At 49.8% G+C, this 25711-nt stretch carries 22 protein-coding genes; 10 read left to right on the top strand and 12 right to left on the bottom strand.

Annotated elements, in window-relative coordinates; translation table 11 throughout:
- Positions 1–4: 4 nt before the first annotated feature.
- The 4 genes from rpoD to rpsU form a co-directional block, all read right to left on the bottom strand.
- Positions 5–1846 carry an RNA polymerase sigma factor RpoD gene (gene rpoD, locus CBE68_RS10890; RefSeq protein WP_087506116.1) on the bottom strand — a complete coding sequence of 614 codons (1842 nt, stop codon included), beginning with the start codon at positions 1844–1846 and terminating at the stop codon, positions 5–7.
- A gap of 100 nt (positions 1847–1946) precedes the next feature.
- Positions 1947–3713: a DNA primase gene (dnaG, locus tag CBE68_RS10885; protein ID WP_087506115.1), complete on the bottom strand. Its 1767-nt coding sequence runs from the start codon at positions 3711–3713 to the stop codon at positions 1947–1949.
- Positions 3714–3823: 110 nt separating this feature from the next.
- Positions 3824–4273 (bottom strand): GatB/YqeY domain-containing protein, encoded by a 450-nt coding sequence (locus tag CBE68_RS10880; protein WP_268234481.1) that lies wholly within the window; start codon positions 4271–4273, stop codon positions 3824–3826.
- 23 nt (positions 4274–4296) lie between these two features.
- Positions 4297–4512, bottom strand: coding sequence for a 30S ribosomal protein S21 (gene rpsU, locus CBE68_RS10875; protein WP_087506114.1), 216 nt, complete (start codon positions 4510–4512; stop codon positions 4297–4299).
- Positions 4513–4722: 210 nt separating this feature from the next.
- Here rpsU and tsaD point away from each other — a divergent pair, with 210 nt between their 5' ends.
- Positions 4723–5736, top strand: coding sequence for a tRNA (adenosine(37)-N6)-threonylcarbamoyltransferase complex transferase subunit TsaD (tsaD, locus tag CBE68_RS10870; RefSeq protein WP_087506113.1), 1014 nt, complete (start codon positions 4723–4725; stop codon positions 5734–5736).
- Between the two features lie 22 nt (positions 5737–5758).
- Here the strand turns inward: tsaD and plsY are convergent, their stop codons facing one another.
- Complete coding sequence (gene plsY, locus CBE68_RS10865; protein ID WP_229744742.1) at positions 5759–6379, bottom strand: glycerol-3-phosphate 1-O-acyltransferase PlsY; 621 nt, start codon at positions 6377–6379, stop codon at positions 5759–5761.
- A gap of 73 nt (positions 6380–6452) precedes the next feature.
- Between plsY and folB the strand changes: the two genes are divergently transcribed.
- Genes folB through CBE68_RS10850 form a run of 3 tightly spaced genes read left to right on the top strand, consistent with a single transcriptional unit; the run spans position 6453 to position 8180 of the window.
- The gene (gene folB, locus CBE68_RS10860) at positions 6453–6860 is read left to right on the top strand and encodes a dihydroneopterin aldolase (protein WP_087506111.1); all 408 of its coding nucleotides are present in this window, start codon (positions 6453–6455) and stop codon (positions 6858–6860) included.
- Positions 6861–6864: 4 nt separating this feature from the next.
- Positions 6865–7350 (top strand): 2-amino-4-hydroxy-6-hydroxymethyldihydropteridine diphosphokinase, encoded by a 486-nt coding sequence (gene folK, locus CBE68_RS10855; protein WP_087506110.1) that lies wholly within the window; start codon positions 6865–6867, stop codon positions 7348–7350.
- A gap of 26 nt (positions 7351–7376) precedes the next feature.
- Positions 7377–8180, top strand: a complete 804-nt coding sequence (locus CBE68_RS10850; RefSeq protein ID WP_087506109.1) for an undecaprenyl-diphosphate phosphatase — start codon at positions 7377–7379, stop codon at positions 8178–8180.
- Positions 8181–8202: 22 nt separating this feature from the next.
- On the opposite strand, the gene CBE68_RS10845 is transcribed toward CBE68_RS10850, so the two are convergent.
- Positions 8203–9081, bottom strand: a complete 879-nt coding sequence (locus CBE68_RS10845) for an AraC family transcriptional regulator (protein ID WP_229744740.1) — start codon at positions 9079–9081, stop codon at positions 8203–8205.
- A 161-nt stretch (positions 9082–9242) separates the two neighbouring features.
- Between CBE68_RS10845 and CBE68_RS10840 the strand changes: the two genes are divergently transcribed.
- Complete coding sequence (locus tag CBE68_RS10840; RefSeq protein ID WP_087506108.1) at positions 9243–10391, top strand: iron-containing alcohol dehydrogenase; 1149 nt, start codon at positions 9243–9245, stop codon at positions 10389–10391.
- A gap of 61 nt (positions 10392–10452) precedes the next feature.
- Here CBE68_RS10840 and CBE68_RS10835 read toward each other — a convergent pair whose 3' ends face one another.
- Both CBE68_RS10835 and CBE68_RS10830 read right to left on the bottom strand, forming a co-directional pair.
- Positions 10453–10647 (bottom strand): hypothetical protein, encoded by a 195-nt coding sequence (locus CBE68_RS10835; protein WP_229744739.1) that lies wholly within the window; start codon positions 10645–10647, stop codon positions 10453–10455.
- 51 nt (positions 10648–10698) lie between these two features.
- Complete coding sequence (locus tag CBE68_RS10830; protein WP_087506107.1) at positions 10699–11922, bottom strand: multifunctional CCA addition/repair protein; 1224 nt, start codon at positions 11920–11922, stop codon at positions 10699–10701.
- 176 nt (positions 11923–12098) lie between these two features.
- Here CBE68_RS10830 and CBE68_RS10825 point away from each other — a divergent pair, with 176 nt between their 5' ends.
- Both CBE68_RS10825 and CBE68_RS10820 read left to right on the top strand, forming a co-directional pair.
- On the top strand, positions 12099–13643 hold the full coding sequence (locus CBE68_RS10825) for an ExeA family protein (RefSeq protein WP_087506123.1): 1545 nt from the start codon (positions 12099–12101) through the stop codon (positions 13641–13643).
- Complete coding sequence (locus CBE68_RS10820) at positions 13644–14399, top strand: general secretion pathway protein GspB (protein WP_087506106.1); 756 nt, start codon at positions 13644–13646, stop codon at positions 14397–14399.
- 223 nt (positions 14400–14622) lie between these two features.
- On the opposite strand, the gene putA is transcribed toward CBE68_RS10820, so the two are convergent.
- The 4 genes from putA to CBE68_RS10800 form a co-directional block, all read right to left on the bottom strand.
- Entirely contained in the window at positions 14623–17796 is a 3174-nt protein-coding gene (gene putA / locus CBE68_RS10815; protein ID WP_087506105.1) for a bifunctional proline dehydrogenase/L-glutamate gamma-semialdehyde dehydrogenase PutA, read from the bottom strand.
- 159 nt (positions 17797–17955) lie between these two features.
- The gene (locus tag CBE68_RS10810; RefSeq protein WP_158100576.1) at positions 17956–18522 is read right to left on the bottom strand and encodes a TIGR04211 family SH3 domain-containing protein; all 567 of its coding nucleotides are present in this window, start codon (positions 18520–18522) and stop codon (positions 17956–17958) included.
- Between the two features lie 164 nt (positions 18523–18686).
- A complete protein-coding gene (locus tag CBE68_RS10805; protein WP_087506103.1) occupies positions 18687–19955 on the bottom strand; it encodes an inorganic phosphate transporter in 1269 nt (422 codons plus the stop codon).
- 23 nt (positions 19956–19978) lie between these two features.
- Complete coding sequence (locus CBE68_RS10800; protein WP_087506102.1) at positions 19979–20659, bottom strand: TIGR00153 family protein; 681 nt, start codon at positions 20657–20659, stop codon at positions 19979–19981.
- Positions 20660–20807: 148 nt separating this feature from the next.
- Between CBE68_RS10800 and CBE68_RS10795 the strand changes: the two genes are divergently transcribed.
- Genes CBE68_RS10795 through CBE68_RS10785 form a run of 3 tightly spaced genes read left to right on the top strand, consistent with a single transcriptional unit; the run spans position 20808 to position 25704 of the window.
- Positions 20808–22313 (top strand): CYTH domain-containing protein, encoded by a 1506-nt coding sequence (locus CBE68_RS10795; protein ID WP_087506101.1) that lies wholly within the window; start codon positions 20808–20810, stop codon positions 22311–22313.
- A gap of 48 nt (positions 22314–22361) precedes the next feature.
- Entirely contained in the window at positions 22362–25253 is a 2892-nt protein-coding gene (gene glnE, locus CBE68_RS10790) for a bifunctional [glutamate--ammonia ligase]-adenylyl-L-tyrosine phosphorylase/[glutamate--ammonia-ligase] adenylyltransferase (RefSeq protein WP_087506100.1), read from the top strand.
- On the top strand, positions 25177–25704 hold the full coding sequence (locus CBE68_RS10785; RefSeq protein WP_087506099.1) for a hypothetical protein: 528 nt from the start codon (positions 25177–25179) through the stop codon (positions 25702–25704). Before glnE ends, CBE68_RS10785 begins: the two co-directional genes overlap by 77 nt.
- Positions 25705–25711 lie beyond the last annotated feature (7 nt).

Below are 25711 nucleotides of genomic sequence, written 5' to 3'. Positions count from 1 at the left end.
CCTATTACTGCTCATCCAAGAAGCTGCGCAGTAGTTCTGAGCGGCTTGGGTGACGCAGTTTACGCAGTGCCTTGGCTTCAATCTGACGAATACGCTCACGGGTCACGTCAAACTGCTTGCCCACTTCTTCCAAGGTGTGATCGGTATTCATGTCGATACCGAAACGCATCCGCAATACTTTCGCTTCACGAGCTGTTAAGCCGGCCAATACTTCGTTGGTGGCATTTTTCAGGCTTTCCGAAGTGGCTGCATCAGCAGGCAATTCGAGGGTGGTATCCTCGATAAAATCGCCCAAATGTGAATCTTCATCATCACCAATTGGCGTTTCCATAGAGATCGGCTCTTTGGCGATTTTCAGCACTTTGCGGATTTTATCTTCTGGCATCAGCATGCGCTCTGCCAATTCTTCCGGTGTAGGCTCGCGACCCATCTCTTGAAGCATCTGACGCGAAATGCGATTGAGCTTGTTGATGGTTTCGATCATGTGAACCGGAATACGAATGGTACGGGCCTGATCGGCAATCGAACGAGTGATTGCCTGGCGGATCCACCAAGTCGCATAGGTTGAGAACTTGTAACCGCGGCGGTATTCAAACTTGTCCACCGCTTTCATCAAACCAATGTTACCTTCCTGAATTAAATCAAGGAATTGCAAACCACGGTTGGTGTACTTCTTGGCTATCGAGATTACCAGACGCAAGTTGGCTTCAACCATTTCCTTCTTGGCGCGGCGAGCCTTCGCTTCACCAATCGACATACGGCGGTTGATGTCTTTAATCACCAAAATCGGCAAGTTCGCTTCTTCTTCAATCGCGATCAGTTTGCCAATGCAACGTTCTAGCTCTGGCTTAAGCTCGGCCATTTTGGCTGAGTAATCTTTACCAGCATTGGTGGCAACTTCAATCCAAGTACCATCAGTTTCGTTGTTGGCAAAGGCACTGACAAACGCTTTCTTCGGCATTTTGGCATGCTCAACCGTCATCTTCATGATCAAGCGTTCTTGCGTGCGCACACGATCCATGGTGGTACGCATGCCTTTAACCAACAGGTCAAACTGCTTCGGTATCAGGCGGAATTGCTTGAACAGATCCGATAACTCAACAATTTTGGCTTTGGTGTCGGCATGATCGCGGCCTTTTTCGGCCAGCGTAGCGCGCATGGCATCGAAGGTATCGCGCAGTGCAGCAAAGTTTTCACGTGCTTCTTCTGGATCTGGGCCGGTATCGACTTCTTCCTCGTCCTCATCATCCGAGTCGAGATCTTTGTCTTCGTCTTCCAGCTCTTCTTCCGATAACTCGGAACCGACGTGAGTTGCCGTCGGAGCAGCATTGCCGTCGTCGTTTGGATCAACAAAGCCAACGATGATATCGGTTAAGCGAATTTCTTCTGCTTCAAACTTGTCCCACTGTTCCATCAAGTGGGCAACAGTTGCAGGATACTCAGCAACCGCACTTTGAACCTGATTAATGCCTTCTTCAATTCGCTTGGCGATAACAATTTCGCCTTCACGGGTCAGTAGTTCAACGGTACCCATTTCACGCATGTACATGCGCACTGGATCCGTGGTGCGACCGAGCTCAGACTCAACACTGGCCAAGGCTTGAGCGGCTGCTTCGGCAGCATCTTCGTCTTGGTTGCCTTCGGACATGATCAAATCATCGGCGTCAGGTGCTGATTCAAACACCTTGATGCCCATGTCGTTGATCATGCTGATGATGTCTTCAATCTGATCGGAATCGACAATATCAGCCGGAAGGTGATCATTGACTTCGGCATAGGTCAAATACCCTTGCTCTTTGCCTTTTTGAACAAGCAGTTTGAGCTGAGATTGTTGGGTTTGCTCCATAGAGTCTTCCACTTAAACAATATTGAATTTATGCTGTGCTGAACGCAGACGTAAGCGGACAATTATACGCCGATTTACGCTCTGCGGCCAGCCCGTATTTCTATTCTTGATTCACCGTTTTGGGCTTCAATGCCTGCAGCAGTGTCATATATTCGTGACGCTCATCACGGCTTAGTTGGCCTTGCTTTTCTTTCAGCAACAATTGCTCCATACGTTGCTCCAAATACTTGTCGATCAAATAGCTATAAGTATCGAGAAACTCCAACTCGGTATTATCTTCGGTGACACCTTCGCGGCCGATCGCGGCAAGTTTGGCAAGTGCTTTAAATGCTGGATGTTGGCGATAGTGTTCGAGCAATTGTCCGGCATGAGCCGCCTGTGAGTTGCGAGCGGTCACTAATAAGTCAACAAACAGGTCGACTCCGGCAATATCGAGATGCGCTAATTCTGGTTGCGGCTCAATTTTGCTGGCCAGCTCTGGCTGCTGCAGTAGCAAAGCAATGGCTTTGCGCACAGGCGTCATAGTCATTTTCTGCTGTTGGTGTTGATGACCACTTTGGTTGTCTTGCTGTTGAATATGCCGTCCTAATTGCTCTGGAGTCATACCGACTAATTGCGCCAGCTGATCTTGCATGATGTCGAAGTAGACACCGGGAGGCAGTTGTTCCAACAGAGGTTTGGCGGCAGCAACTAAGGCACTTTTACCCGCATCGGAGGCCGCATTGTGCTCGGCAAGTAAATGGTCGAACAATACCTTGGATAGTGGTGTTGCCTGCGCTAATAGTTGCTCGAATGCCTCTTTGCCTTGAGCTTGAACAAGAGTGTCAGGATCCTCGCCATCGGGTAAAAACACGAAATCTAGCGTGAGCCCATCGCGCAGCAAGGGGAGGGCATTTTCCAGCGCGCGCCACGCGGCACTACGACCCGCTTTATCACCGTCATAGCAACACGTGACATGACGGGTTTGGCGGAACAACAACTGTAAATGCTCTGGTGTGGTTGACGTGCCGAGTGAAGCAACTGCGTAATCAATGCCGTATTGAGCAAGCGCCACCACATCCATATAGCCTTCAACAATCAACACTCTGTCGATGTTGCGATGAGCCTGTTTTACCTCGTAAAGACCATATAATTCCTGACCTTTGTGAAACAGTGGCGTTTCCGGCGAGTTGAGGTATTTGGGCTCACCTTGGTCCAATACTCGGCCACCAAAGCCAATTACCCGGCCGCGGCGATCGCGGATTGGGAACATGATGCGATCTCGGAAACGATCATAGCGTCGACCGTTGTCATTTTGGATCAACATTCCCAGCTCTACGAGTTGCCGCTGTTGCTGTTCGTCGGTTCCGAAGGTTTGCAGAATGTTGTCCCACTCGCCACCGGCATAGCCGATGCCAAATTTTTTCGCAGTGTCGCCAGTGAGACCTCTGTTTTTCAGGTATTCAACAGCTTTAGGGCCCTGGACGTGTTGCTTTAAGTTGTGCCGGTATTGCATGCTGATTTGGTTCATCAGCTCGTATTGGTCATTGGCAACTTGCTTGGGTTGTTGCTTGCGCTGGCCACCTGAACGTTCCTCATACTGCACTTCCAAACCATGTTGGCGGGCAAGCTCTTCAATCGCTTCTGGGAACTCGAGGCGATCAAATTCCATTAGAAAGCCGACGGCATTACCATGGGCCCCGCAACCAAAGCAGTGATAAAACTGTTTGTCTGGAGAAACGCTAAAAGAAGGGGTTTTTTCGTTGTGAAACGGACAGCAAGCCGAATAGTTCTTACCGGCTTTTTTTAACGGTACACGCTCATCGATCAGATCGACGATATCAGTGCGAGCCAGCAAATCGTCAATGAATGATCGGAGTATAGCCATGCAGCGTTCGTCACCTCTACCGTTGGAGCAGCAACCAAATGATAAAGACAAACAAGCCGCGCTTAAAAAAGCACGGCTTATTCGAAAACAGTTTGTGGCCTGGGTTCAGGTTAGGCGTTTAGCTTAGCGCGAACCTTGCCACTAACCGCACCCATATCGGCACGGCCTTGAAGTTGAGGCTTAAGCAACCCCATGAGCTTACCCATATCCTGCATGCCTGCGGCACCGGATTGGGCAATTGCTTGGTCAATGATGTCATCAACTTCGCTAGCACTCAGAGGTTGAGGAAGAAATTGCTCAATAGTGACAATTTCATCCTTTTCTTTTGACGCCAAGTCATCGCGACCGGCTGCCTCAAATTGCGTCACTGAATCTTTTCGCTGTTTAACCATTTTGGTCAAAATAGCGATGACGTCGTCATCATTCAACTCAGTGCGCGTGTCGACTTCTTTTTGTTTAACTTCAGCAAGAATCAAACGTAAGGCACCAAGGCGCGCTTTATCTTTAGCGCGCATGGCATCTTTTTGTTGATCTTTAATCTGAGCTACTAAAGCAGACACGATAGACGTTCTTCAGTCTGTAATTAGTACAGGCGAATGCGACGAGCGTTTTCGCGAGCCACTTTCTTCTGAGCGCGTTTAACAGCAGCAGCTTTCTTGCGCTTACGCTCAGTGGTTGGTTTCTCGTAAAATTCGCGACGACGAACTTCAGACAGCACGCCAGCCTTTTCACAAGAACGCTTGAAACGACGCAGCGCTACGTCAAATGGTTCATTTTCACGGACTTTAACAACAGGCATTAGCCAATCACCTCAAAGGTATGTTCAGTAGTTTATCAATCAAGCCCTCAACCAGATAAATGGTATAAAAAAGAGAGCTCGGCTAAAAATGGTGCGGCATTGTAATCCGCTCGTTTGGCATTGTAAAGGCCCTTTGCGTCTTTATCCGTCGCAGGCTAAAATCCGCCTCCGTTTTGTATCTGTTGTTGATAACCAATTTGAGGCTAACCCATGCGAGTACTAGGAATCGAAAGCTCTTGCGATGAAACCGGCATCGCCGTCTATGACGATGAGCGGGGCCTTCTCGCGCATCGGATTTATAGCCAGATAAAGTTACATGCAGATTATGGTGGCGTGGTACCCGAGTTGGCGTCGCGTGATCACGTCCGCAAAGCCATCCCCCTCATCCGTGAAGTAATGGCCGAAGCGAATTGTACCGCAGATCAGATTGATGGCGTTGCTTATACTGCTGGTCCAGGGCTGATCGGTGCGCTGCTGGTCGGAGCGACGTTGGGTAACAGCTTAGCTTTTGCTTGGGACTGTGCGGCGGTGCCTGTTCATCATATGGAAGGACACTTGTTGGCGCCGATGTTGGAACAAGAAATCCCGGATTTCCCTTTTGTCGCTTTGCTAGTCTCTGGCGGGCACACCATGTTGGTTAAGGTAGAAGGAATCGGACAGTATCAGTTACTCGGCGAGTCGATCGATGATGCTGCCGGCGAAGCGTTTGATAAGACTGCAAAGTTACTGGGGCTTGATTATCCAGGTGGCGCTGCTTTGGCAAGAATGGCCCAAAACGGCACTCCTGGTCGTTTTAAGTTGCCGCGACCGATGACGGACAGGCCTGGGTTGGATTTTAGTTTCAGCGGTTTGAAAACCCATGCAGCAAATACCATTCGGGATAATGGCAATGACCCGCAAACTCATGCTGACATTGCCTATGCGTTTCAGGATGCGGTGATTGATACCTTGATCATTAAATGTCGCCGGGCATTAAAGCAAACGGGTCTTAATCGACTAGTTATTGCTGGCGGTGTCAGTGCCAATATTGAGTTACGGCGCCAGCTAGAGGTAGAACTAGGTAAACGAAACGGCAAAGTTTACTACCCGCGCCCGGAGCTGTGTACTGACAACGGCGCCATGATTGCTTACGCCGGTATGCAGCGTTTGAAAGCCGGTCAAGTGGCAAAAGCTGGTGTTGAAGTATTTCCACGTTGGCCGTTGGAGCAGCTACCGCCGGTATAGTGTCATCAGCATGTTGGCCTAATCAGTCGGTTTTTGCTTTTTTACGTTTGCGCTGAGTCTTATCGAGAATATGTGGCTCAGTGCCGTTGAGCAGACGGCTGATATTGGCACGGTGTCGGACGACCATCAGGATGCTGAGCATCACTACAGCAATGGTGTATTCAGGTTTTAACCAGTAAGCATATAGTGGTGCCAGCACCACGGTAACTAGTGAAGCCAGTGACGAATAGCGCCCGATCACCGCAGTAACTAGCCAAGTCCCGAGCAACAATCCGGTCATATCCCAACCGATGGGGCCGATGGAACCCAATGCCGTGGCCACAGCCTTACCGCCCTGAAAGCCAAAAAATACTGGGTACATGTGACCGAGACAGGCTGCTATCGCTATTAAGCCCAAGCTAAATGGCGGCAAGCCTAAAAAATAACTGCCGTAGACTGGCAAGGTGCCTTTGAGAATGTCGAATGCCAAGGTGGCAACAGCTGGCGCCGCGCCGCCAATCCGTAACACATTGGTGGCGCCGGGATTTCTTGAGCCTTTGGTTCTTGGGTCTGGCAAGCCGACGATGCGACAGATCAGTACCGCACTACTAATGGAGCCGAAAACGTAGGCGGCAGTGACCATTAGTCCGGTGAATAAAGTGATTGTCAGCGTTTGATCCATTGCGTATCTAAGGTATATTCGGGCGCAGTTAGGGTGCGTAGCCTACAACGCTAGCATGGCTAGCCCTATCCGACCAGCCGATAATCTAACCAAAGAGCTCCAAGTTTTGACCGACACTGTGTTTATTCAAAGCCTGAGCGTAGACACCGTGATTGGGGTTTACGATTGGGAAAAAAAGATTCAACAAACTCTGCTTTTTGATATCGAAATGACAACCGATATCGCAGCGGCTGCCGCATCCGATGATTTGGCTGACACATTAGACTACGAAGCGGTGTCAAATCGCGTTATCGAACATGTTAAAAATGCTCGCGTTGAGCTGCTCGAGACGCTGATTGAACAGGTGGCACAAATTATTCTTGTTGAATTTGGGGTCAAACAAGTTGCATTGACGGTTCACAAGCCGGGTGCCGTCAAAGCTGCCAAATCCGTCGGCTTGCAAATTGTCCGCCGAGCAGACTAACAGTATGGCTCAGGTTTACATCAGCGTTGGTAGCAACATCAATAGAGCGGCAAATATTCGCGCGGCTCGGCAGGCGTTGGTTGCCGAATTTGGTGCTCTAGTGGTATCGCAAGTGTATGAGAGTGAAGCGGTTGGTTTTAACGGCCCAGCGTTTTACAACTTAGTCATTGGCGCGCAGACTGAGCAATCGCCGCAACAAGTAGCACAACGCTTAAAGGCGATAGAACTTGATAACGGCCGTTGCAAAACGGCAGAGAAGTTTAGTAATCGAACCCTTGATTTGGATTTGCTGCTGTATGACGATGTGATCTGTGACGAGGGCGTACAAATTCCTCGCCATGAAATTACTGAGAATGCCTTTGTGCTTTGGCCGTTGGCTGAAGTGGCGCCGCAATTGCGCCACCCGCTTACTCAGCAAAACTACCAGGAAATGTGGGCCAGTTACCCGCACCAACAAAATTTAAAGCCAATTCCATTCGATTGGTATTGATTGAATCAATGTAACAGGGATGTCCTATGTCGGTATTTGAAGCTATTTTGTTAGCCTTGATTCAAGGGCTCACCGAATTCCTGCCCATTTCTAGCTCTGCTCATTTGATTTTGCCTTCGCAGTTATTTGGTTGGGATGATCAAGGGTTAGCATTCGATGTCGCGGTGCATGCTGGCTCGCTTATCGCGGTGGTCGGCTATTTTCGCCATGAAGTAAAGAGTTTACTTCAGGCTTGGTTGGCCTCACTTGGTGGCCAGCACAGTGGTGAATCACGCTTGGCATGGACTGTTATTGTGGCGACGATACCGGCAGTGATCGTTGGCCTTTGCTGCTCGTCGTTGATTGAAGGGTATTTGCGTTCTATCTGGGTGATCGCCACTACCACGCTGCTGTTTGCCCCTCTACTGTGGTGGTCAGATCGTTTTTGCAAAGGTGATCGCGATGAGTACAGTGTCGGCTGGCACCAATCTGTCATCCTAGGTCTGGCTCAAGCTCTGGCACTGATCCCTGGCACTAGCCGTTCCGGTATTACCATCACTGCAGGTTTGATGCTGGGTTTGACGCGCCAAGCCGCAGCACGCTATAGCTTCTTGATGTCGATTCCAGTCATTATGTTAGCAACCGCCAATCGCACCATGGCGCTGGCGAGCTCATCAGAATCTGCAGACTGGGGCATCTTACTGCTCGGTGCATTTCTTGCCGCGGTGAGTGCATACCTTTGTATCCACTACTTTCTTAAGCTGATTGATCGTATCGGCATGACGCCGTTTGTGATCTACCGAGCGTTGCTTGGCATCGGTTTGTTTGCTTTTGGCTGGTCGCAACTGTAACCAGCTGCAATGCCATGCCAATTTAACTCGCTACAGCTTTTGGAGTGGCATTAAAATGGCGCTTAAATTCGCGACTGAACTGTGATGGGCTGCTATAGCCAACCATTAACGCTGCGTCATTAGCGCGTTTGCCTTCATTGACAATTAATTCCTTGGCTTTCATGAGGCGCACTTTCTTCAAGTATTGTAATGGTGACTCCAAAGTCACTTGCCGAAATGAACGATGAAACGCTGAGACGCTCATGTTGGCTGCGGCCGCCAAATCTTCCACTGTGATTGTTTCAGCATAGGTTTGATGAATGCGATTGAGCACTCGAGCAATACGGGCGTAATGGCCGTCGTGCTGGGCAAGATCGAATAGCACATGACCTTTGGGGCCAATCAAAATGTAATAGATAATCTCAGCAACGATGGCTGAGCCGATGATGTTGGCTTCGGCATCTGATTGCAGAGCGATTAACAAGCGCTTGACGGCATCCGCCATCCGCTCATCCAACTGCACTGAGTGCAGTCCCAAGTCAGGATTGCAGCGCTCTGACGCACACTGATAGCCAAACCGAATGAGCTGATCAACTTGCTGGTGTAACAATGACGGTTCAACATCGATGTTCAATCCCAGTAATGGCTTTCCATCAACCGCAAACGCCTCACACTCCAGTGGCATTGGCACGCCAAGCACTAGGTAATCGCCTGGCCCATAGTTGACGTGTTGCTCAGCCAGATGAATGGTCTTGCAGCCTTGGGCCAAAATAATGACGCCAGATTGATAGAGCAAGGGCTGGCGCTCACAGCCGACACTGGAGCGATAAAACCGAACGCCTTCAATTACCGTATCGATAATGCCCTCGCGGTCATTTAACCCGTGTTGGTCGACATACGACTGCATGAGCTGGCTAAGCATGGACTACCTCTATCTGCTGATAAGTGGCTAGTAAACCTTTTTTGATAGAAATAGGCAATAAATTTCGATTAATTGCGGTTATTAACTATCTTTATTGGGATTATTATGCTTTTCGAAAATTGCCGACTAGTTTTGCTCATTACATTAAAAAGAGGCTGAGAATGAAATTTTCATACGTAAATCACACCCAAATTCATTTTGGCCAAGGCCAAATACAAGCCATCGCTCAGGCTATTCCAGCGGATAGTAAAGTGTTAGTCATTTATGGCGGTGGCTCGATCAAACGTAACGGCGTTTATGATCAAGTTGCAGAAGCACTCAAAGAGCACCAATGGACTGAGTTTTCTGGTGTCGAGCCAAACCCAACGAAAGAAACCATGGACAAGGCTGTGGCCCTGATCAAAGAGCAAGATTTAGACTTTATTCTTGCTGTTGGTGGCGGCTCGGTGATTGATGGTTCTAAATTTGCTGCGGCAGCAGCAAAATATGAAGGTGACAGCTGGGATATCATGACTGGCGTTCATCAAGTCGCTGAAGCTGTGCCTCTCGGAGTTGTTTTGACGTTGCCTGCAACTGGTTCAGAATCCAATCCTGCGGCAGTTGTTACCAAGGCAGCAACCCACGATAAACTGCCGTTTTTCGCTGACGCCGTTCAGCCCAAGTTTGCGGTGCTTGATCCTGATGTGATGAAGACATTGCCAGAACGCCAGTTGGTCAATGGTATCGTTGATGCGTGGGTGCACATTTGTGAGCAGTACTTGACCTCTCCAGCCGGAGCGATGGTTCAAGACGGTTATGCCGAAGCGCTGTTGAAAAATTTGCGAGTGCTCGGTGGCAAATTTGACCAGCGTGATAACGATGAATGGCGCGCCAATTTGATGTGGACGGCCAACCAAGCACTCAACGGCTTGATTGGCGCGGGGGTTAGCCAAGACTGGGCGACTCACATGATTGGTCACGAACTCACTGCGCTGTACGGTGTTGATCATGCTCGTTCTTTGGCGATTGTTCAGCCATCGTTGCTGCGTAATCAAATGAACTTCAAACAAGCCAAGCTGGAGCAACTCGGGCGCAACGTGTTTGGTCTTAGTGGTGATGATGTTGCGGAGCAAACGATTGTTGAAATGGAGTTGTTCTATCACAGTTTGCAGGTCGCCACCCAATTGACCGAACATCAAACGGATAAGGCCAGCGCCATTGACGCTATTATTGACCAGCTAGAGAGTCATGGCATGGTCGAGCTCGGCGAAAACCAAGCGATCACGCTTAAAGAGAGTCGCGAAATCCTAGAGATGGCAGTTGCCGATTAATTTGGCTACTGACAACCAGTTGAATAAAGAGCCGCAGCGGCATTTTGCCCTGCGGCTTTTTTCATCTCTGGTTGTCGGTTGGAAAAACAAAATATTGCAGCAGAAACTCCTGCTCTAGCGGCGATAAATCAAAGCGCAAACAGGCCTCTTCAACTGCATGTTGGTCATGCGCGTGAAAGTCAGACATCCATCGAATCGCTCGGCGTAGGGATTCGCCATGTAAAATCAAACCGGGGTGTTGGCTGAGCATATTCATCACCTCCACCAACAAGTCTAATTCGTTATCAGTGCGTCGATGTGGGGTCCGTCAAAGTTCTTGCTTTATTGCACTAATGGCCGCTTCGCGACGCTTTTCAAGCTCTGACCGAATGGCAGAACCTTGGATGCCGGAGGCAATGATTTCCTGGACATTGACGGCGTTGGCGGCTTCATAGCAGCGCCGGAGGTAATCGCCCTGAGGATAGGGCAGTTGTTCGAAATTTAATCTGCCACGATGATCAGCTTCGCAAGCCATTAAAAACTCATCGAAGCGCTGTGGTTTTCGCCAAGCGTCGAGCTGATTGAGCATGTTGACGATGGTATCGGCTCGCAACTCAAACGCGCGATGCACTTTACCGTGGAGTTCGCCGACCAACAGGGCCAAGTCGCGATGATCATTCGGCAATTTAAAACGATCACAAATGCCATTGATTAGTGGTAACCCCAATAGCTCATGGCCATGGTGTGACGGCCAATGCTCCGGTGGCGTCAGTGCTTTACCTAAATCGTGAAGTAATGCTGCAAAGCGTATGGTGCTGGTGGCTGTGAGTTTTGCTGCTTGCTCTAGCACCATCATGGTGTGTACACCGGTATCGATTTCTGGGTGCCAGCGAACTGGATTGGGCACGCCATAAAGCGCCTCTAGCTCAGGGAACAGTACGTTCAGAGCATCGCATTGTCGCAGCGTTTGGAAGTAAATTTGCGGGTTAGGGCCAACCAAACTGCGCTGGGTTTCTTTCCACACTCGCTCGGGTGTCAAGTGTGCTAACTCACCACTACGGGCCAGCTCGGTCATTAGTGACAGTGTTTCCGCCGCTATGGTGAAGCCATAGTCGTGATAGCGGGCAGCAAAGCGCGCTACTCGCAATACTCTCAATGGGTCTTCAACAAAAGCGTTGGAGACGTGGCGCAGCACACGATTGTTGATGTCAGCTTGACCATTAAACGGATCGACTAGGCTGCCATCATCGGCCTGAGCAATGGCATTGATGGTTAAATCGCGGCGCAATAGATCTTGCTCAAGGGTGACATCTGGACTGGCATGCACAGTAAAGCCGGTGTAGCCGTGTCCTGCTTTGCGCTCGGTGCGAGCTAAGGCATACTCCTCTTTGCTTTTGGGATGCAAGAAAACCGGAAAGTCTTTACCAACCTGAGTGAAACCTTTGGCTAACATTTGCTCGGGAGTGGCGCCTACGACAACCCAATCTCGCTCATGAAACGAGTGATTGAGTAATTGATCTCGAACTGCGCCACCAACCAAATAAATCTGCATCGTGTTTTGTTGCTTATGTCATACCCATTTAATGATGGCACAGCCTACCACTGCTGGTAAAAACCGTACAACTCAAATCAATATCCGAGGGCCCAGCTCAAAGCCAATGTGGTTGGGCTTTGACAACGCTTGATGCAGGCGATACCTTGACGCCAACGCACGGACAAAAAGCCACTATGTATACCGAATTTTTTGGTCTCTCTGAGGTTCCCTTTTCAATTGCCCCAGACCCAGCCTACCTGTTTTTAAGCGACCGCCACCGCGAAGCGCTAGCGCACCTGACTTTTGGGTTTAACGATACCGGCGGTTTTGTGCTGCTGACGGGAGAGGTTGGTACCGGCAAAACCACGGTTTGCCGTTGTTTGCTGGAGCAATTGCCGGAGAACACCCGCACTGCCTTTATTCTTAATCCAGCTCTTGATGCACAAGAATTACTCGCAGCCATATGCGACGAATTGCATTTGCCGTACGAGATTCATCAAGACACTATCAAGGTGTTGTTCGATCGCTTGCGCGATCATTTGCTTGAACGCCATGAGGCTGGTGAAAATACGGTGTTGATTATCGATGAAGCGCAGCATTTGCGGCCTGAAGTGTTAGAGCAGCTGCGCCTGCTGACTAACCTTGAAACCAATAAGAAAAAGCTGCTAAAGGTCATTTTAATTGGCCAACCCGAGTTGCAGGAATTACTTCGTCAGCGCGAACTGCGCCAGTTAGCCCAACGCATTACGGCGCGCTATCACTTGCTGCCATTGACTCGTGATGAAGTGATTCAATATGTCCAGCACCGACTAAAAGTAGCCGGTTGTCAGCGCCCAGTATTCACTCGCAATGCACTGAATAAACTACATAAATTATCGGGTGGCGTGCCGCGATTGATCAATTTGCTATGTGATCGCTCAATGCTTGCTGCCTATGCTGCTCAGCAATGGCAAGTGGACGGTAAGTTGCTCAAAGCCGCTTCGAGAGAAGTGCAAGGTTTGGTTGAGGACACCAGCCAAAGCAATTCTTGGTTGTGGCAAGGCATTTCCGCTGTGGCCGCTAGCGTCGTTTTGGTGATGCTGATTTGGCAATTCTGGCCAATGGCCAAGCCTGAGCCAGTCATTGCCGAAGCGCAACCCGAATCGGATTGGATGGCAGTGGCACAACAAAGCCGCAATTTGCCTGAGGGCTTTAAAGAACTCGCAGCAATATGGGGGGTTAATGAGCCTCGCTCCGATTGTCAAAGTTTGCGTCGCTACGGCTTGCAATGTTTGTGGAGCCAGCAGCCAATCAACCGGCTGACGGTGCTCGATCATCCCGCTTTGCTGAAACTACAAGATGATCAAGGCATGCAGTTCTATGCAGTGCTGACCGGAGTGCAGGGCGAGTCAGTGCAATTACATATGGCAGGGCAGCAATTAGAGACCGATATGGATTGGCTGCTCAATCATTATCAGGGCTCTTCGGTGTTGGTGTGGCAACCGCCTCAGGGTTATCAAGGTAGTATTGGTAGCAACGCGTCGGCATCGCAAATTCAGTGGCTAGAAACCCAATTGAGCTTTTTGCAGGGCCAGCCACCTCGAGTCTTGAAGCGCTATGATGCCCAACTGGCGGAGCGCATTCGTTGGTTCCAGTTAAGTCAAAACCTCGAACCTGATGGTATCGCTGGCGATCAAACTTTGATTCAGCTGAATGCCCAAATGGGCGATGTTCCGCTGCAGTTATCGCAGGAGTTGTAAATGTCATACATTCTTGATGCTCTTAAGCGCAACGCCAGCGATGCTGAAGTGGGTGATGTACCAAGCTTGCATACTCAAGCTGGCGTTGATAAACCAACGAAACGAAGCAACTGGCTACCACCATTAGTTGCTGCTGTTTTGGTGATTGTTGCGGTCTTACTCAGTTACTGGTTGCAGCCTTGGAATCGTCAGCCTGAGCCAGCTGAAGTCATTGTTGCCGAAGCACCAGAGCCAGATATTAAGGTATTAGGCACGGTGGATTACAGTCGCTACAAACCGCGTTCGCCTGTTGTGCTTGCGCCTGAACCAGAATCAGAACCAACTGCCGATCAATTACCACAGCAGCCGGTCAACGCCGGAATTGCCAATGGTGAGCAAGCGCCTTTGGTCGAGGCGGAGCCGTTACTAGGTGATGATGATCGTCTTGGTGGCGATGAGTTGGCGGCTTTGTTCCGTAAAGCGGTTCAGGAAACCGAGCAAGCTGCGCCACCACCACAACATCAAGCCGTGAGCAATGAAGTCGAACCATTGACTCGCAAATCGCAAGCCTTTCAAAATTCTGTGCCAACCATGGAGTTTAGCGCCCATTCCTATTCGTCAGATCCGTCAAAGCGAATGGTGAAGGTCAACGGTAGTGAGATCCAAGAGGGAGATTGGATTAACGATTCGGTACAGATTGTCGCTATCTTGCCAAACAAAGTGGTGATGGAGATGCAAGGACAGCGCTTTAGCTTGCCTGCTTTGAGCGATTGGTAATCACTTAGCTTAATGAAAAAAACGCCGCAATTGCGGCGTTTTTTGTGTCTAGCCCGCTGTTCTATTGATATCAACCGCAAGTAGGAAGCCATTCGGCCTAGCTCAGACTCGCCGAGAAATCATCCCTGATGACTCTGCCGCAGCTTCCCTGCTGCGGAAGGTCTTCGCCAGAGCAAACGACTTCCTGCTTGCTACGTTTGTAGGTTCGCGCAGTTAGCGCAAACTAGGCGTCACCAAGGCTCAATAAGTTCGCGTTGCCGCCAATGGCCGTCAGGTTGTTGGTGACTGTACGTTCAGTAACAAAGCGCTGCAGGTAGTGAGGGCCACCAGCTTTAGGGCCAGTGCCAGATAAACCCTGGCCGCCAAAAGGTTGTACACCGACCATGGCGCCGATCTGATTACGATTGATATAGACATTACCGACTCGAACTCGGCTAGCGATTGACTGTGCTAATCCTTCATTGCGGCTATGTATCCCCAAAGTCAGTCCGAAACCAGTATTGTTAATAGCGTCAATGACCTGAGCTAAATCTTTGGCTGGGTAGCGAACCAAGTGCAATATTGGACCAAAGTTCTCCTCTTTCAGATCAGCGATGCTGTTAATTTCAATCAAACTTGGCGGCACAAAGTGGCCATCAATCTTTTTAGGTAGCGGCGTTTGGTAGATGAGTTTGCCTTGCTCGCTAATGTGTTCGATGTGAGCCAACAGCTTGTGTTGAGCATTGGCGTCAATTACTGGCCCTAAATCGCTGGCGTAGTGACCGGGATAGCCGACACGAAGCTCAGCCATTGCCCCCTGCAACAGTTCGATCACCCGATCGGCGATGTCATCTTGTACATAAAGTACTCTTAATGCTGAGCAACGCTGGCCGGCACTAGCAAATGCCGAGTGCACAGCATCTTTGACGATTTGCTCTGGCAGCGCGGTACTATCAACAATCATGGCATTCTGGCCGCCGGTTTCGGCGATCAATGGCACAATCGCCCCATCACGTTGAGCCAAGCTTAGATTGATTCGCTTGGCAGTGGCAGTTGAGCCGGTAAAGCAAACCCCTGCGACTCGCTCATCGTCGCTTAACAGTTGGCCAACGACTGCTCCTGCGCCTGGCAGCAACTGAATCGCATAGTCGGGCACACCGGCATCTAGCATCAGCTCAACCGTTCGCCCTGCGATCAAGCTGGTTTGCTCAGCAGGCTTGGCTATCACCGTATTGCCGGTAACCAGCGCCGCAGCCACTTGCCCGAGGAATATTGCCAATGGAAAGTTCCATGGGCTGATGCAGGCGAACACGCCTCGGCCTTCAACCGACAATAGATTTGATTCGCCTGTTGGCCCTGGCATCAATTGTGGCTTGGCGCAGAGCTGTCGCCCTTGTAAGGCGTAATAGCGACAAAAATCGACCGCTTCGCGTACCTCATCGATGGAGTCTTGCAGGGTTTTTCCGGCTTCTCGTACGCACAGTGCAATCAACTCGCCACTATTTTGTTCAAGCAAGTCTGCGAGTTTCTCAAGTGTTTGTGCGCGCTGCTCTACTGGTACTTTGTGCCATTGCGTAAAGCCAGTGTGTGCTGCAGCAATCGCTTGGTGGGCGATTGCTGCCGAAGCATCGAACACTTGGCCGACAGTTTGTTCCAGCTTTGCAGGGCAATGTATTAAGCGCGGATCAGCGGACTGGAGGCGTTGGCCGTTAATGATGGGGCCAGCTTGCCATTGATGATCTTGCCACTTCGCCAATTCATCGCCAAAGGGCTGGCGCTGGGCGGATATGTGTAAGTTGACGCCAGCAGAATTGGAGCGGTCACTGAACAAATCTTTGGGCATGACGATTTGCTCATTGGCCAGCGACGCTTTTTGCTTCAATAGTAACACTGGATGAGCGGCCAATTGCTCTGGAGCAACTTTGGGATCAAGCAACTTGTGAACAAATGAAGTGTTAGCGCCATTTTCTAACAATCGCCTGACTAAATACGGCAACAGATCTTTGTGATCACCGACAGGGGCATAGATGCGGCAGCGGACATTGGCATTTTGTTGTTTAACCAATGCATACAGATCTTCACCCATGCCGTGTAGTCGTTGAAATTCAAAGTTACGGCCACCGGCGAAACTCAAAATAGTGACCACGCTGTGGGCATTATGGGTGGCAAATTGTGGGTACAGGTTGCCTTTGGTTTGCTCCGACAAAGCATAACGTGAGCAGGCCAGATACGACACATCAGTTGATGCTTTGCGGGTAAACACGGGGTAGTAAGATAAACCAAGTTGCTGCGCTAACTTGATTTCAGTATCCCAATAAGCGCCCTTAACCAATCGAACAGGAATTTCATCGCCTTGTTGCTTGGCCAGAGCGTTAAGCCATTGCAGCACAGGCAATGCGACTTTTGAATAAGTTTGCACCACCATACCAAACTGGCCCCAACCTTTGGTCTCAGGATGGCGATACAGCGATTCAAACAGTTTCAATGCAAGCTCTTGACGATCCGCTTCCTCGGCGTCGATGGTGATGCCCACATCAAGTTGCCGGGCTTTGCGAATCAAGTTGAGTACGGCGTCGCGCATTTCCACCAAAACTCGTTCTGATTGGGCTTCCTCGTAGCGCGGGTGCAAGGCTGATAACTTAATTGAAATCGATGCCGAACGAGCATCACCAGCGCCACGATTATCTGCGACTTGCTCAATTGCCAGCGAGTAGGCGTTATGGTATCTGGCAGCGTCATGGGAAGTGAGCGCTGACTCTCCGAGCATGTCAAACGAATGCCAGTAGCCTTCCTTGCGGTCTGTTGAGGCGGCTTTGAGAGCAGACTTAATGGTGGTACCAAGGACGAATTGCTTGCCCATGATTTTCATGGCCGCATACATGGCTTTGCGAACAATGGGCTCGCCAAGTTTGGATACTAATTTACCAACTAATTTTTCGGGTTCGGGATCAAGGCTTTCGGGTGTACTGATCACCTTGCCAGTCAGCATTAACCCCCAAGTTGAAGCATTAACGAACAAACTATCGCTGGCCTTGAGATGCTGTGACCAATTTGCAGTGGAGAGCTTGTCGCGGATCAGAGCATCGGCAGTTTCAGGATCCGGAATACGCAGTAGCGCTTCTGCCAAGCACATCAACACAATGCCTTCGTGGGTTTCCAAGCTGTACTGCTGAAGAAATGCGTCCAGACCGTCACCGGTATTGTGTTGCCTGACTTGCTCAATCAGCAGGCTGGCTTGTTGACTCTGCTGTCGGGCGAGCTGCTCATCATCGGGCAGCAGCGCCAATAGTTGCTCGACAACGGTGTTCTCATCTTGCAGAAAGAATGTGCTGATGTGAGATTGAATACTGGAAGCTGATGCATCAGCAGGGAAAAGCAGGGCATTCGCGTCTGGCGAAATCGGTGCGTCCTGAAACATAGCAAGACCTCAATTTGTATCGGTAGTTTAGTTCGTTCTGAGTTATTTGTTGACTTGATAATGGCCTCTATAAGCACAACAAAGGAGTGTTAAAACACTCCTTTTTCAAGTCTTTATTATGACGTCTGAACAACCGTATAGCGTCTTGAGTTGTGGTCGCTACATCCAGTTGTCCTGGCGTTTTTTGCGGCGAGGCAAGAAAGAAAGGATGACACCTAGCAACAAGCCACCACCCGCAACCAGCGCGCCATTAATCATCCATTGCATTTCAATCTCATCGGTGTAGCTGTTGAGTTGTTGTTGCAATACATCGCGCTGCTTATTGGCTTCCTGCACCACTTGGCGTTGTTCTGCCAGTTGCTGCTCCAGCTCGTCAATCAAGCTACTAAGGCGAGTAATTTCACCCTTGTCGGTGTTGATATCGGTACTAACCGTCATCAGCTTTTGATTGAGGTCATCAATCATCTGCTGCTTGGTCTGGCCTTGAGCGAGAGTTGATGTTTCAACCCAACCTTCGCGCTCGCGATCATCGCGAATTTTGGCAAACTTTCCATCATCGCTGGTTTCCAGCAAGACTACTGGGGTTGATGCGTTGACACTACCAAGGATTCGGAATTGTTTTCCCGGTCCAGTGTGCATAAAAGTGTACAAGTCTTCGGTAATAAAATAGCTATCTTGCTCCTGCGCTTGGAGCGAGAAGGAAGATGTAGCTAGGGTCAACAGCAAGCTGAAAACTGATGCGAAACAGAATGATCTCATAAGAATTAAGATGTCAGCAGATGGGGCTAATGTTCGATGCTCCCATGCTAGGAAGATGTGAGCAGAAAAACAAGAGGGAGCCTGGGCTCCCTCTTATATTTCAAGCGATTCTCATGAAGATAGTCACACCGTTAAGAGAATATTCCCTTGAGCGTGTAGAAGAAGATAATCGATAGAATTGCACCCGCTGGCAGAGTGACGACCCAAGACACCACGATGTTGCGCACAACGGTGAGGTTAAGCGCAGCGATACCACGAGCCATACCAACACCTAATACCGCACCGACCAACGTCTGAGTGGTTGAAATCGGCAGGCCTGTGCCGGAGGCAATAACAACGGTTGAAGCGGCAGCAAGTTCTGCAGCAAAGCCACGGCTTGGCGTCAGGTGGGTGATGCCTTTACCAATGGTGGCTATCACGCGGTGACCGAAAATTGCTAAGCCAGCAACGATACCAACGGCGCCAAGTGGCAGAATCCACCAAGCCAGTGCCGCTTTTTTCGCAATTTCACCGTCATGCTGAACGATACTAACAACAGCAGCCAATGGACCAATGGCGTTAGCAACATCGTTTGAACCGTGGGCAAATGCCATACAACAGGCGGTTAGCACCATCAGCACCGCAAAAATACGTTCGAGGTTCATGAACATAGTCCGTCGATCGGCTTTTTCATCCAGCTTCAAACGGCCAATAAGCACAGCGCCAATGATACCAATCATCACCGCAATGGCGACGGCCAGTGTGTAGGCTTCAACGTTGGTGAACTCCATACCAACATGCTTGAGGCCTTTTTTGATCGTGACCAAAGACATCACAAACCCAGCAAAGGCCATGTACATGGGTACAAAGCGCTTGGCCTGACGAATGGGGTTTTCGGTGTCAAAAATCAGCTTTTGGGCGGATTGGAAAATCAGATAGGCGAGGAAGCCAGAGATTGCCGGTGTTACAATCCAGCTACCAACGATGCCACCCACTTTGCCCCAACTGACCGAATCGATACCAACGCCAACAGCAGAGAAGCCAACGATTGCACCAACAATCGAGTGAGTGGTTGATACTGGCCAGCCCAAGTAGCTTGCCACCAACAGCCATAAACCAGCGGCCATCAAGGCGCCAATCATACCGAATACTAACAACTCGGGAACGTCGGTGTAGTAGCCGGCATCGATAATGCCTTTGCGAATCGTGCTGGTTACTTCACCACCGGCGAGATAAGCGCCAGCAAATTCAAAAATCATAGCCACGATAATGGCTTGTTTGATGGTCAGTGCTTTGGAACCTACTGAGGTTCCCATGGCGTTGGCCACGTCATTAGCACCGATACCCCAGGCCATGAAAAAGCCTACGATGGCCGCAATTGCAATCAGCATTGGGCCGTGTTGAACGAGTACGTCAACCATTACAAATCCTTACAAAGCGATATTTACGAGCGCGACAGCATTTGTTCCAAACGGATACCAGCTGAATCTGCACGGTTAGCAATAGAGCCAATTTGTTCCATCATTTTGTACAGGAACATTACGTCAATTGGGTTCATCTCTGACTCTAACTTGAGGAGTTGACCGCGCAGCAGAATTTGCATGTGATCGGTGTCATCTTCAATTACATCTAGTTCGCGAACCATGTTTTCAACTAAATCGGCTTCTCGGCCTGCGAAGCCGGTTTCCAATAGTTCATCTAGTTCGTTGACTGCTTTTTTCGCTTGTGTAACGGCATCAATACAACGCTTTACATAAGCCATAAAGTCGGTTTGCATCGGCGCTGGAATTTCCAGGCTACGGCCAGTAACAGGGCCCGATACGTCTTTTGCCAAGTTTGCCATCCGATCTTGCTGACCAATAAGCTCCAGCATGTCGGTGCGCTCTACCGGCATAAACAAACCGGCAGGTAAATTCGCTCGTGCCTGAGCTTTGAGGCTATCCGCTTCTTTCTCTGCTAGCGAAATATTCCGGTGCAACTCGGCCACAAGAGACCAATCTTTTTCGATAACAGCTTCAAAAAATGGGATTAAACCTTCGCAGCACTGGTGAACTTTATTAATATGCTCAACCAGAGGTTTAATCGGCGACTGGGCAAATACACCCATAATGTTCGTTAATGGCATGGTTCATCCTTATCCGCGCAAATGCACGGTTACTGATCGGCGCGCATGTTAACCGAAACGTTTCGCTGTTGGTACACCCGAAATTAAGAATAGGCAGAATTTGTTCGATCGATCTGTTTTAGAACAAATCGAGAACTGATGAAGAGACATGGATACAGAGATTGAGTTAAAGCTGTTGGTTGACCCCAACGACTTGGAAACACTCAGTAATTGGATGCAACAGCGTCCACAGGTCATCAAAAGCTATCAACGCCAGCTGAGTAATATTTATTTTGACACCGCAGATCGACAATTGCGGCAGCTCGACTGTGGTTTACGAGTTCGAACGGTCGATGATCGCTCCGAGCAAACCATCAAAACGGCTGGCAAAGTGATTGGCGGCCTCCATGCTCGACCGGAATATAATGTGCCTATTGATGGCCGGCGGCCTGATTTATTCTTGTTTGATCGTGACATTTGGCCAGATGATACCGATGTCGCAGCATTGCAAGAATCTCTGCTATCGCAGTTTACCACTAATTTTACTCGCCAAACTTGGTTGCTCAGTTACAGTGATGACGCCATTGTCGAAGTGGTCATTGATCATGGCGAGATCAGCAGCGGCGAGCGCAGCGTGCCGATTTGTGAAATGGAAATGGAGCTGGTCAAAGGGCCTCCGTCATTACTTTTCAAGTTAGCGCAAAAAGTCTGCAAAAAATTTGACGTCAGGCCCGGACAAGCGAGTAAAGCTGCTCGTGGTTATCGGCTGTTGGAAGGGGCGCCAGAACCTGAGCCTGTCGTTCTACCGCTACTCAACTTAGACCCCGCAATATCGGTTGAAGAAGCGCTGACTGAATTGAGTTCTGCTGCATTGCGGCAGTTGCAAAGCAATCAAGACGTGTTCTTTGCCAACGATAGCATTGCCGCGCTACAGGAAGTTCGCCACGGTTTGCTATGGATGCTGCAAATCCGGCATTACTTCAATGACATACTCGATGAGGCCTCATTGAACTTACTGGCCAATGCCAAAATCTGGTTGGTGAAGCTCCAATGGGTGGCAGATGCCTTGTACCGCAAGCACCTACTAGAGCAAAAAGATCAGTACATGAAACGTCTGGAAGATAAGAAAAAAGTTCGCCGGACGTTAAAAGAATGTGATAACAGCACCAACTTAAAATTGGCTTCAGCATTACTATCGAGTCGAGACTATAGTCAATGGTTATTGCAATTGAGTGAGTGGCTCACCTGTCAACATTGGCGTCTCGAGGGGTTGGCTCAGCCGCAATTAGATGAGCCCGTTGCGCAGTTGGCGCGTGATGTATTGGATCACTCGAAGCAATATGTCGCCGAGCGCTTTCCCGCCAATGAATGCCTTAGCGCCGATGATTGCGCCAAAGGTTGTGAACGACTAGAACGAGCATTACTCAGTGGTAATTGTTTTCGCCGGATGTTCGACCCTGAAGCAACTTCAGCCTATCGGGGTCCTTGGCATGACATGTTGCGAGGCTGTCAAGAGTTGGCGCTGCTGGCGTTTTTACAGCGAGTCGTTAACGGCATTGACCTAAAAGACGAAGAAGCATTTGAGCGTTGGTTGCAGCGCAAACGCGAATCCTGGTTAGAGCTTGTCGAACAAAGCAAGCAAGCGGCGTTAGCGATGGAGCCCTATTGGCGCTGATGCACGCAATGAGCATTAGCTGTTCAAATTACATTACAAGGAATTTCCATGACGATTAAGCCCGTCGCATGGCAAGCCTTGGCGACTGACTTGCAAGACCATGGTCAGCGGCAATGGCACAAACTCAGTGATCGCCACGATGTGGCCAATCTTCTCCCTTTCCAACACCAACTCAGTCACGCCTTTGCTTTATCCGACTTTCTGTTTGATGTGGTGATGTACGATCCGAGCGCCGTGGCCGATTGGTTGCAGTCAGGCTCGCTAAACCAAGCTCTCAATAAACAACGCATCGCCGAGCAAGTTACTCATCACATTCAAGGCGCCGATAGTGAGCCGGTGCTAATGACCCGATTGCGTCAAGCCCGTCGTCTACTGCAGTTTCATATTATTTGGCGCGACCTACTAGGCGACGCAGATTTGGATGAAGTGCTCGAAGCCACGTCTGCGCTAGCAGATGAGATTATTGTTCAAGCCAATGATTGGCTGTATCAGGATTTGGTCCAGCGTTGGGGAACCCCCTGTAACAAAACCGGACAACCGCAGCCGTTATTGATTATCGGCATGGGTAAGCTTGGTGGCGAAGAACTAAATGTCTCTTCCGATGTTGATTTAATCTTTACCTACCCAGAGCCCGGCGCCACTCAGGGCGTTCGACGCGAACGTGACAATCAGGAATTTTTCATCCGTCTTGGTCAGCGATTGATTCATGTGCTGAATCAAACCACCGCTGATGGTTCGGTGTTTCGGGTCGATATGCGCTTGCGACCATTTGGCGATAGTGGGCCGTTAGTGATGCCATTTTCGGCCTTGGAAGACTACTACCAGCATCATGGCCGCGAGTGGGAACGCTACGCTATGGTGAAGGCTCGGGTGCTTGGTGATAACAGTGAATATGCCACCGAATTGCGGCAGTTGCTGACTCCGTTTGTTTATCGTCGCTATATCGATTTTTCAGCGTTTCAGTCGCTGCGGAAAATGAAACTACTGATTGAGCAGGAAGTAAGGCGTCGGCAGCTGAAAGCAAACGTTAAACTGGGATCCGGCGGTATTCGGGAAGTCGAATTCGTTGCTCAAGCGGTGCAACTGATGCGCGGAGGCAGGGAGCGTGGACTACGAGGCAGAAATCTACTGCAAACACTCGCCGTTATCGAGCAGCTTAAGGCGCTGCCAGATACCAATATGCAATCGCTCGCCGACAGCTACCGGTATTTGCGAAAGCTGGAGCATGCCCTGCAAGGGGTTCGAGATGCGCAAACTCAAACCTTGCCCGACGAGGCGTTTGAGCAAGCCCGAATTGCCGCCATTATGGGCTGCAGCAGTTGGCAACAGTTGCTAGACGACCTGGAGCAGCAACGTCAAGTTGTTCATCAAGGCTTTACCATGGTGATCGGTGAACAGCCGGGCGACGAGGAGCCAGAACAGGAGGTCTTGCAAGCCCTGCCGTTATGGCCAGACGTCTGGCAGCAGGAACTCGTTGAGGGAATTTGCCGAGAGCTTGGGGTTGCTGAGCCGGATCGCTTCGTAGTTGACCTGCAGACTTTTTACGACAAGAGCAAAAAGCGTCAGTTAGGACCGCGTGGGCGCGATGCGTTGGAACGGGTAATGCCGATGGTGTTAGCCGCGGTGTGCCAAACTGACCGCCCCGCGCAAACACTGCCTTCGGTGCTTGGCGTCATCGAACCTGTGTTAACCCGAACGACCTATCTTGAATTACTGCTTGAAAACCCTAAGGCGCTCAAGCAGTTGGTGAGTTTGTGTCAGGCCAGCAGTTGGATCGCCAATCAACTCGCTTTCCACCCAATGTTGTTGGACGAGTTACTTGAACCGGCCCAGCTTTATCAGCCAACAGCACTTGATGCCTATGAGGATGAATTGCGTCAATATATGTTGCGGGTGGATGAGGATGATTTAGAGCAGCAGATGGAAGCGTTGCGGCACTTTAAACAAGCTCATCAGTTGCGGATCGCAGCAGCTGATGTTGCCGGTCAATTACCAATCACAAAAGTCAGTGATCATCTGACTCGGCTGGCAGAAGTTTTACTCGATTATTGCGTTCACGCTGCATGGCAGCAATTGACCGTGCGCCACGGTACTCCAGAGGGGGGGACCAGTGCCAATCAATGTGTGGCGGTACTGGGATACGGCAAGCTCGGTGGTTTGGAGCTAGGCTACAATTCTGACCTCGATATTGTGTTTTTTCACATGGTCAAGCCCGGTGTCACGACGGGGGAGAAACCCATTGATACCACGCAATTTTTGGTGAAGTTGGTGCAACGATTTAGTCACTTGATGACGACTCGAACGCACAGCGGTGAGTTGTACGAAATTGACCTGCGTTTGCGGCCATCCGGCGCTTCAGGGCTGTTGATTACTCACCTTGATTCTTTAGCTGAATATCAAAAACAAGAAGCATGGGTCTGGGAGCATCAAGCGTTGGTAAGAGCCAGAGCTGTGTTTGGCTCTGAGCAACTACTGGATGCCTTTGCAAGCTTGCGACGAGAGATTGTTTGCTTGCCACGAAACATGGCGGAGCTGGCGCTTGAAGTGGTGAAAATGCGTCATAAAATGCGCGACCATCTGGGCTCCAAAGATGACGATTCGTTCGATCTTAAACAAGATCCCGGCGGTATTGCCGATATTGAGTTTATTGCTCAATACTTAGTTCTCGGGTTTGGTCAGGATCTGCCCAGCATGGCTGATTGGTCAGATAATCTGAGAATATTTGAGACTGCGGCAGAGCAGCAATTATTGACCGCTGAGCAAGCCTCACAGCTTACCGAAGCTTATTGTTTGTATCGCAATAAAGGCCATCATCTGGCGCTTCAGCGGCAAAAGGCAAAGGTTTCGGCGACGGAGTTTAGCAATGAAAGGCAACAAGTTATCGCAGTTTGGCAGCATTTGTTTGCTGATATTGAGCGGCAGCTTCAGCAACCTAGCTAGAGCTGATTGTGAGCAAACGCTAGCCGAAGAAAAATCGGGGTATCGGGTGTCGCTAAGCTTAACCGGAGACTGCAATAAGGGCATGTTTGTGCTGACCATTGATATGCCCGATGGTACCCAACAAACGCTTTATGAAGCTTACGGCCAGCCGTTTGCAGAAATGTGGCTTGATAAATTAGTTGGTAACCCCCAGCCAGATATCGTTTTGTTGCAACAGGTTGAAGAGCGCTTTGCCGGCTTATTGGTCTATTCTTGGCAAAACAACCGCTATAAAAAACAAACCATTAATCAACCCACAGATAGCTTGATGAGTGATTATGCTGAGCAAGATAAAGTGTATGTTCGGTGGGGGGCTCTGGTCAGGCAAATCAAGCTAATCGACCCAGAGGGGCCGGGTTGGCGACGTTTGAGCTATGACTTTGACAAAGCGAGTTGGGTCGAGTCGAACTAACAAGCTC

The organism is Neiella marina (assembly GCF_002165625.1).
Lineage (GTDB): Bacteria > Pseudomonadota > Gammaproteobacteria > Enterobacterales > Neiellaceae > Neiella > Neiella marina.
Note: the sequence above shows the minus strand (reverse complement) of the source record. Positions and strands in the feature narration are given on the sequence as shown.

Coding starts and splice junctions, on each gene's coding strand:
- rpoD (WP_087506116.1), bottom strand. CDS start 1,846: ATGGAGCAAACCCAACAATCTCAGCTCAAACTGCTTGTTCAAAAAGGC.
- dnaG (WP_087506115.1), bottom strand. CDS start 3,713: ATGGCTATACTCCGATCATTCATTGACGATTTGCTGGCTCGCACTGAT.
- rpsU (WP_087506114.1), bottom strand. CDS start 4,512: ATGCCTGTTGTTAAAGTCCGTGAAAATGAACCATTTGACGTAGCGCTG.
- tsaD (WP_087506113.1), top strand. CDS start 4,723: ATGCGAGTACTAGGAATCGAAAGCTCTTGCGATGAAACCGGCATCGCC.
- folB (WP_087506111.1), top strand. CDS start 6,453: ATGGCTAGCCCTATCCGACCAGCCGATAATCTAACCAAAGAGCTCCAA.
- folK (WP_087506110.1), top strand. CDS start 6,865: ATGGCTCAGGTTTACATCAGCGTTGGTAGCAACATCAATAGAGCGGCA.
- CBE68_RS10850 (WP_087506109.1), top strand. CDS start 7,377: ATGTCGGTATTTGAAGCTATTTTGTTAGCCTTGATTCAAGGGCTCACC.
- CBE68_RS10845 (WP_229744740.1), bottom strand. CDS start 9,081: ATGCTTAGCCAGCTCATGCAGTCGTATGTCGACCAACACGGGTTAAAT.
- CBE68_RS10840 (WP_087506108.1), top strand. CDS start 9,243: ATGAAATTTTCATACGTAAATCACACCCAAATTCATTTTGGCCAAGGC.
- CBE68_RS10835 (WP_229744739.1), bottom strand. CDS start 10,647: ATGAATATGCTCAGCCAACACCCCGGTTTGATTTTACATGGCGAATCC.
- CBE68_RS10830 (WP_087506107.1), bottom strand. CDS start 11,922: ATGCAGATTTATTTGGTTGGTGGCGCAGTTCGAGATCAATTACTCAAT.
- CBE68_RS10825 (WP_087506123.1), top strand. CDS start 12,099: ATGTATACCGAATTTTTTGGTCTCTCTGAGGTTCCCTTTTCAATTGCC.
- CBE68_RS10820 (WP_087506106.1), top strand. CDS start 13,644: ATGTCATACATTCTTGATGCTCTTAAGCGCAACGCCAGCGATGCTGAA.
- putA (WP_087506105.1), bottom strand. CDS start 17,796: ATGTTTCAGGACGCACCGATTTCGCCAGACGCGAATGCCCTGCTTTTC.
- CBE68_RS10805 (WP_087506103.1), bottom strand. CDS start 19,955: ATGGTTGACGTACTCGTTCAACACGGCCCAATGCTGATTGCAATTGCG.
- CBE68_RS10800 (WP_087506102.1), bottom strand. CDS start 20,659: ATGCCATTAACGAACATTATGGGTGTATTTGCCCAGTCGCCGATTAAA.
- CBE68_RS10795 (WP_087506101.1), top strand. CDS start 20,808: ATGGATACAGAGATTGAGTTAAAGCTGTTGGTTGACCCCAACGACTTG.
- glnE (WP_087506100.1), top strand. CDS start 22,362: ATGACGATTAAGCCCGTCGCATGGCAAGCCTTGGCGACTGACTTGCAA.
- CBE68_RS10785 (WP_087506099.1), top strand. CDS start 25,177: ATGAAAGGCAACAAGTTATCGCAGTTTGGCAGCATTTGTTTGCTGATA.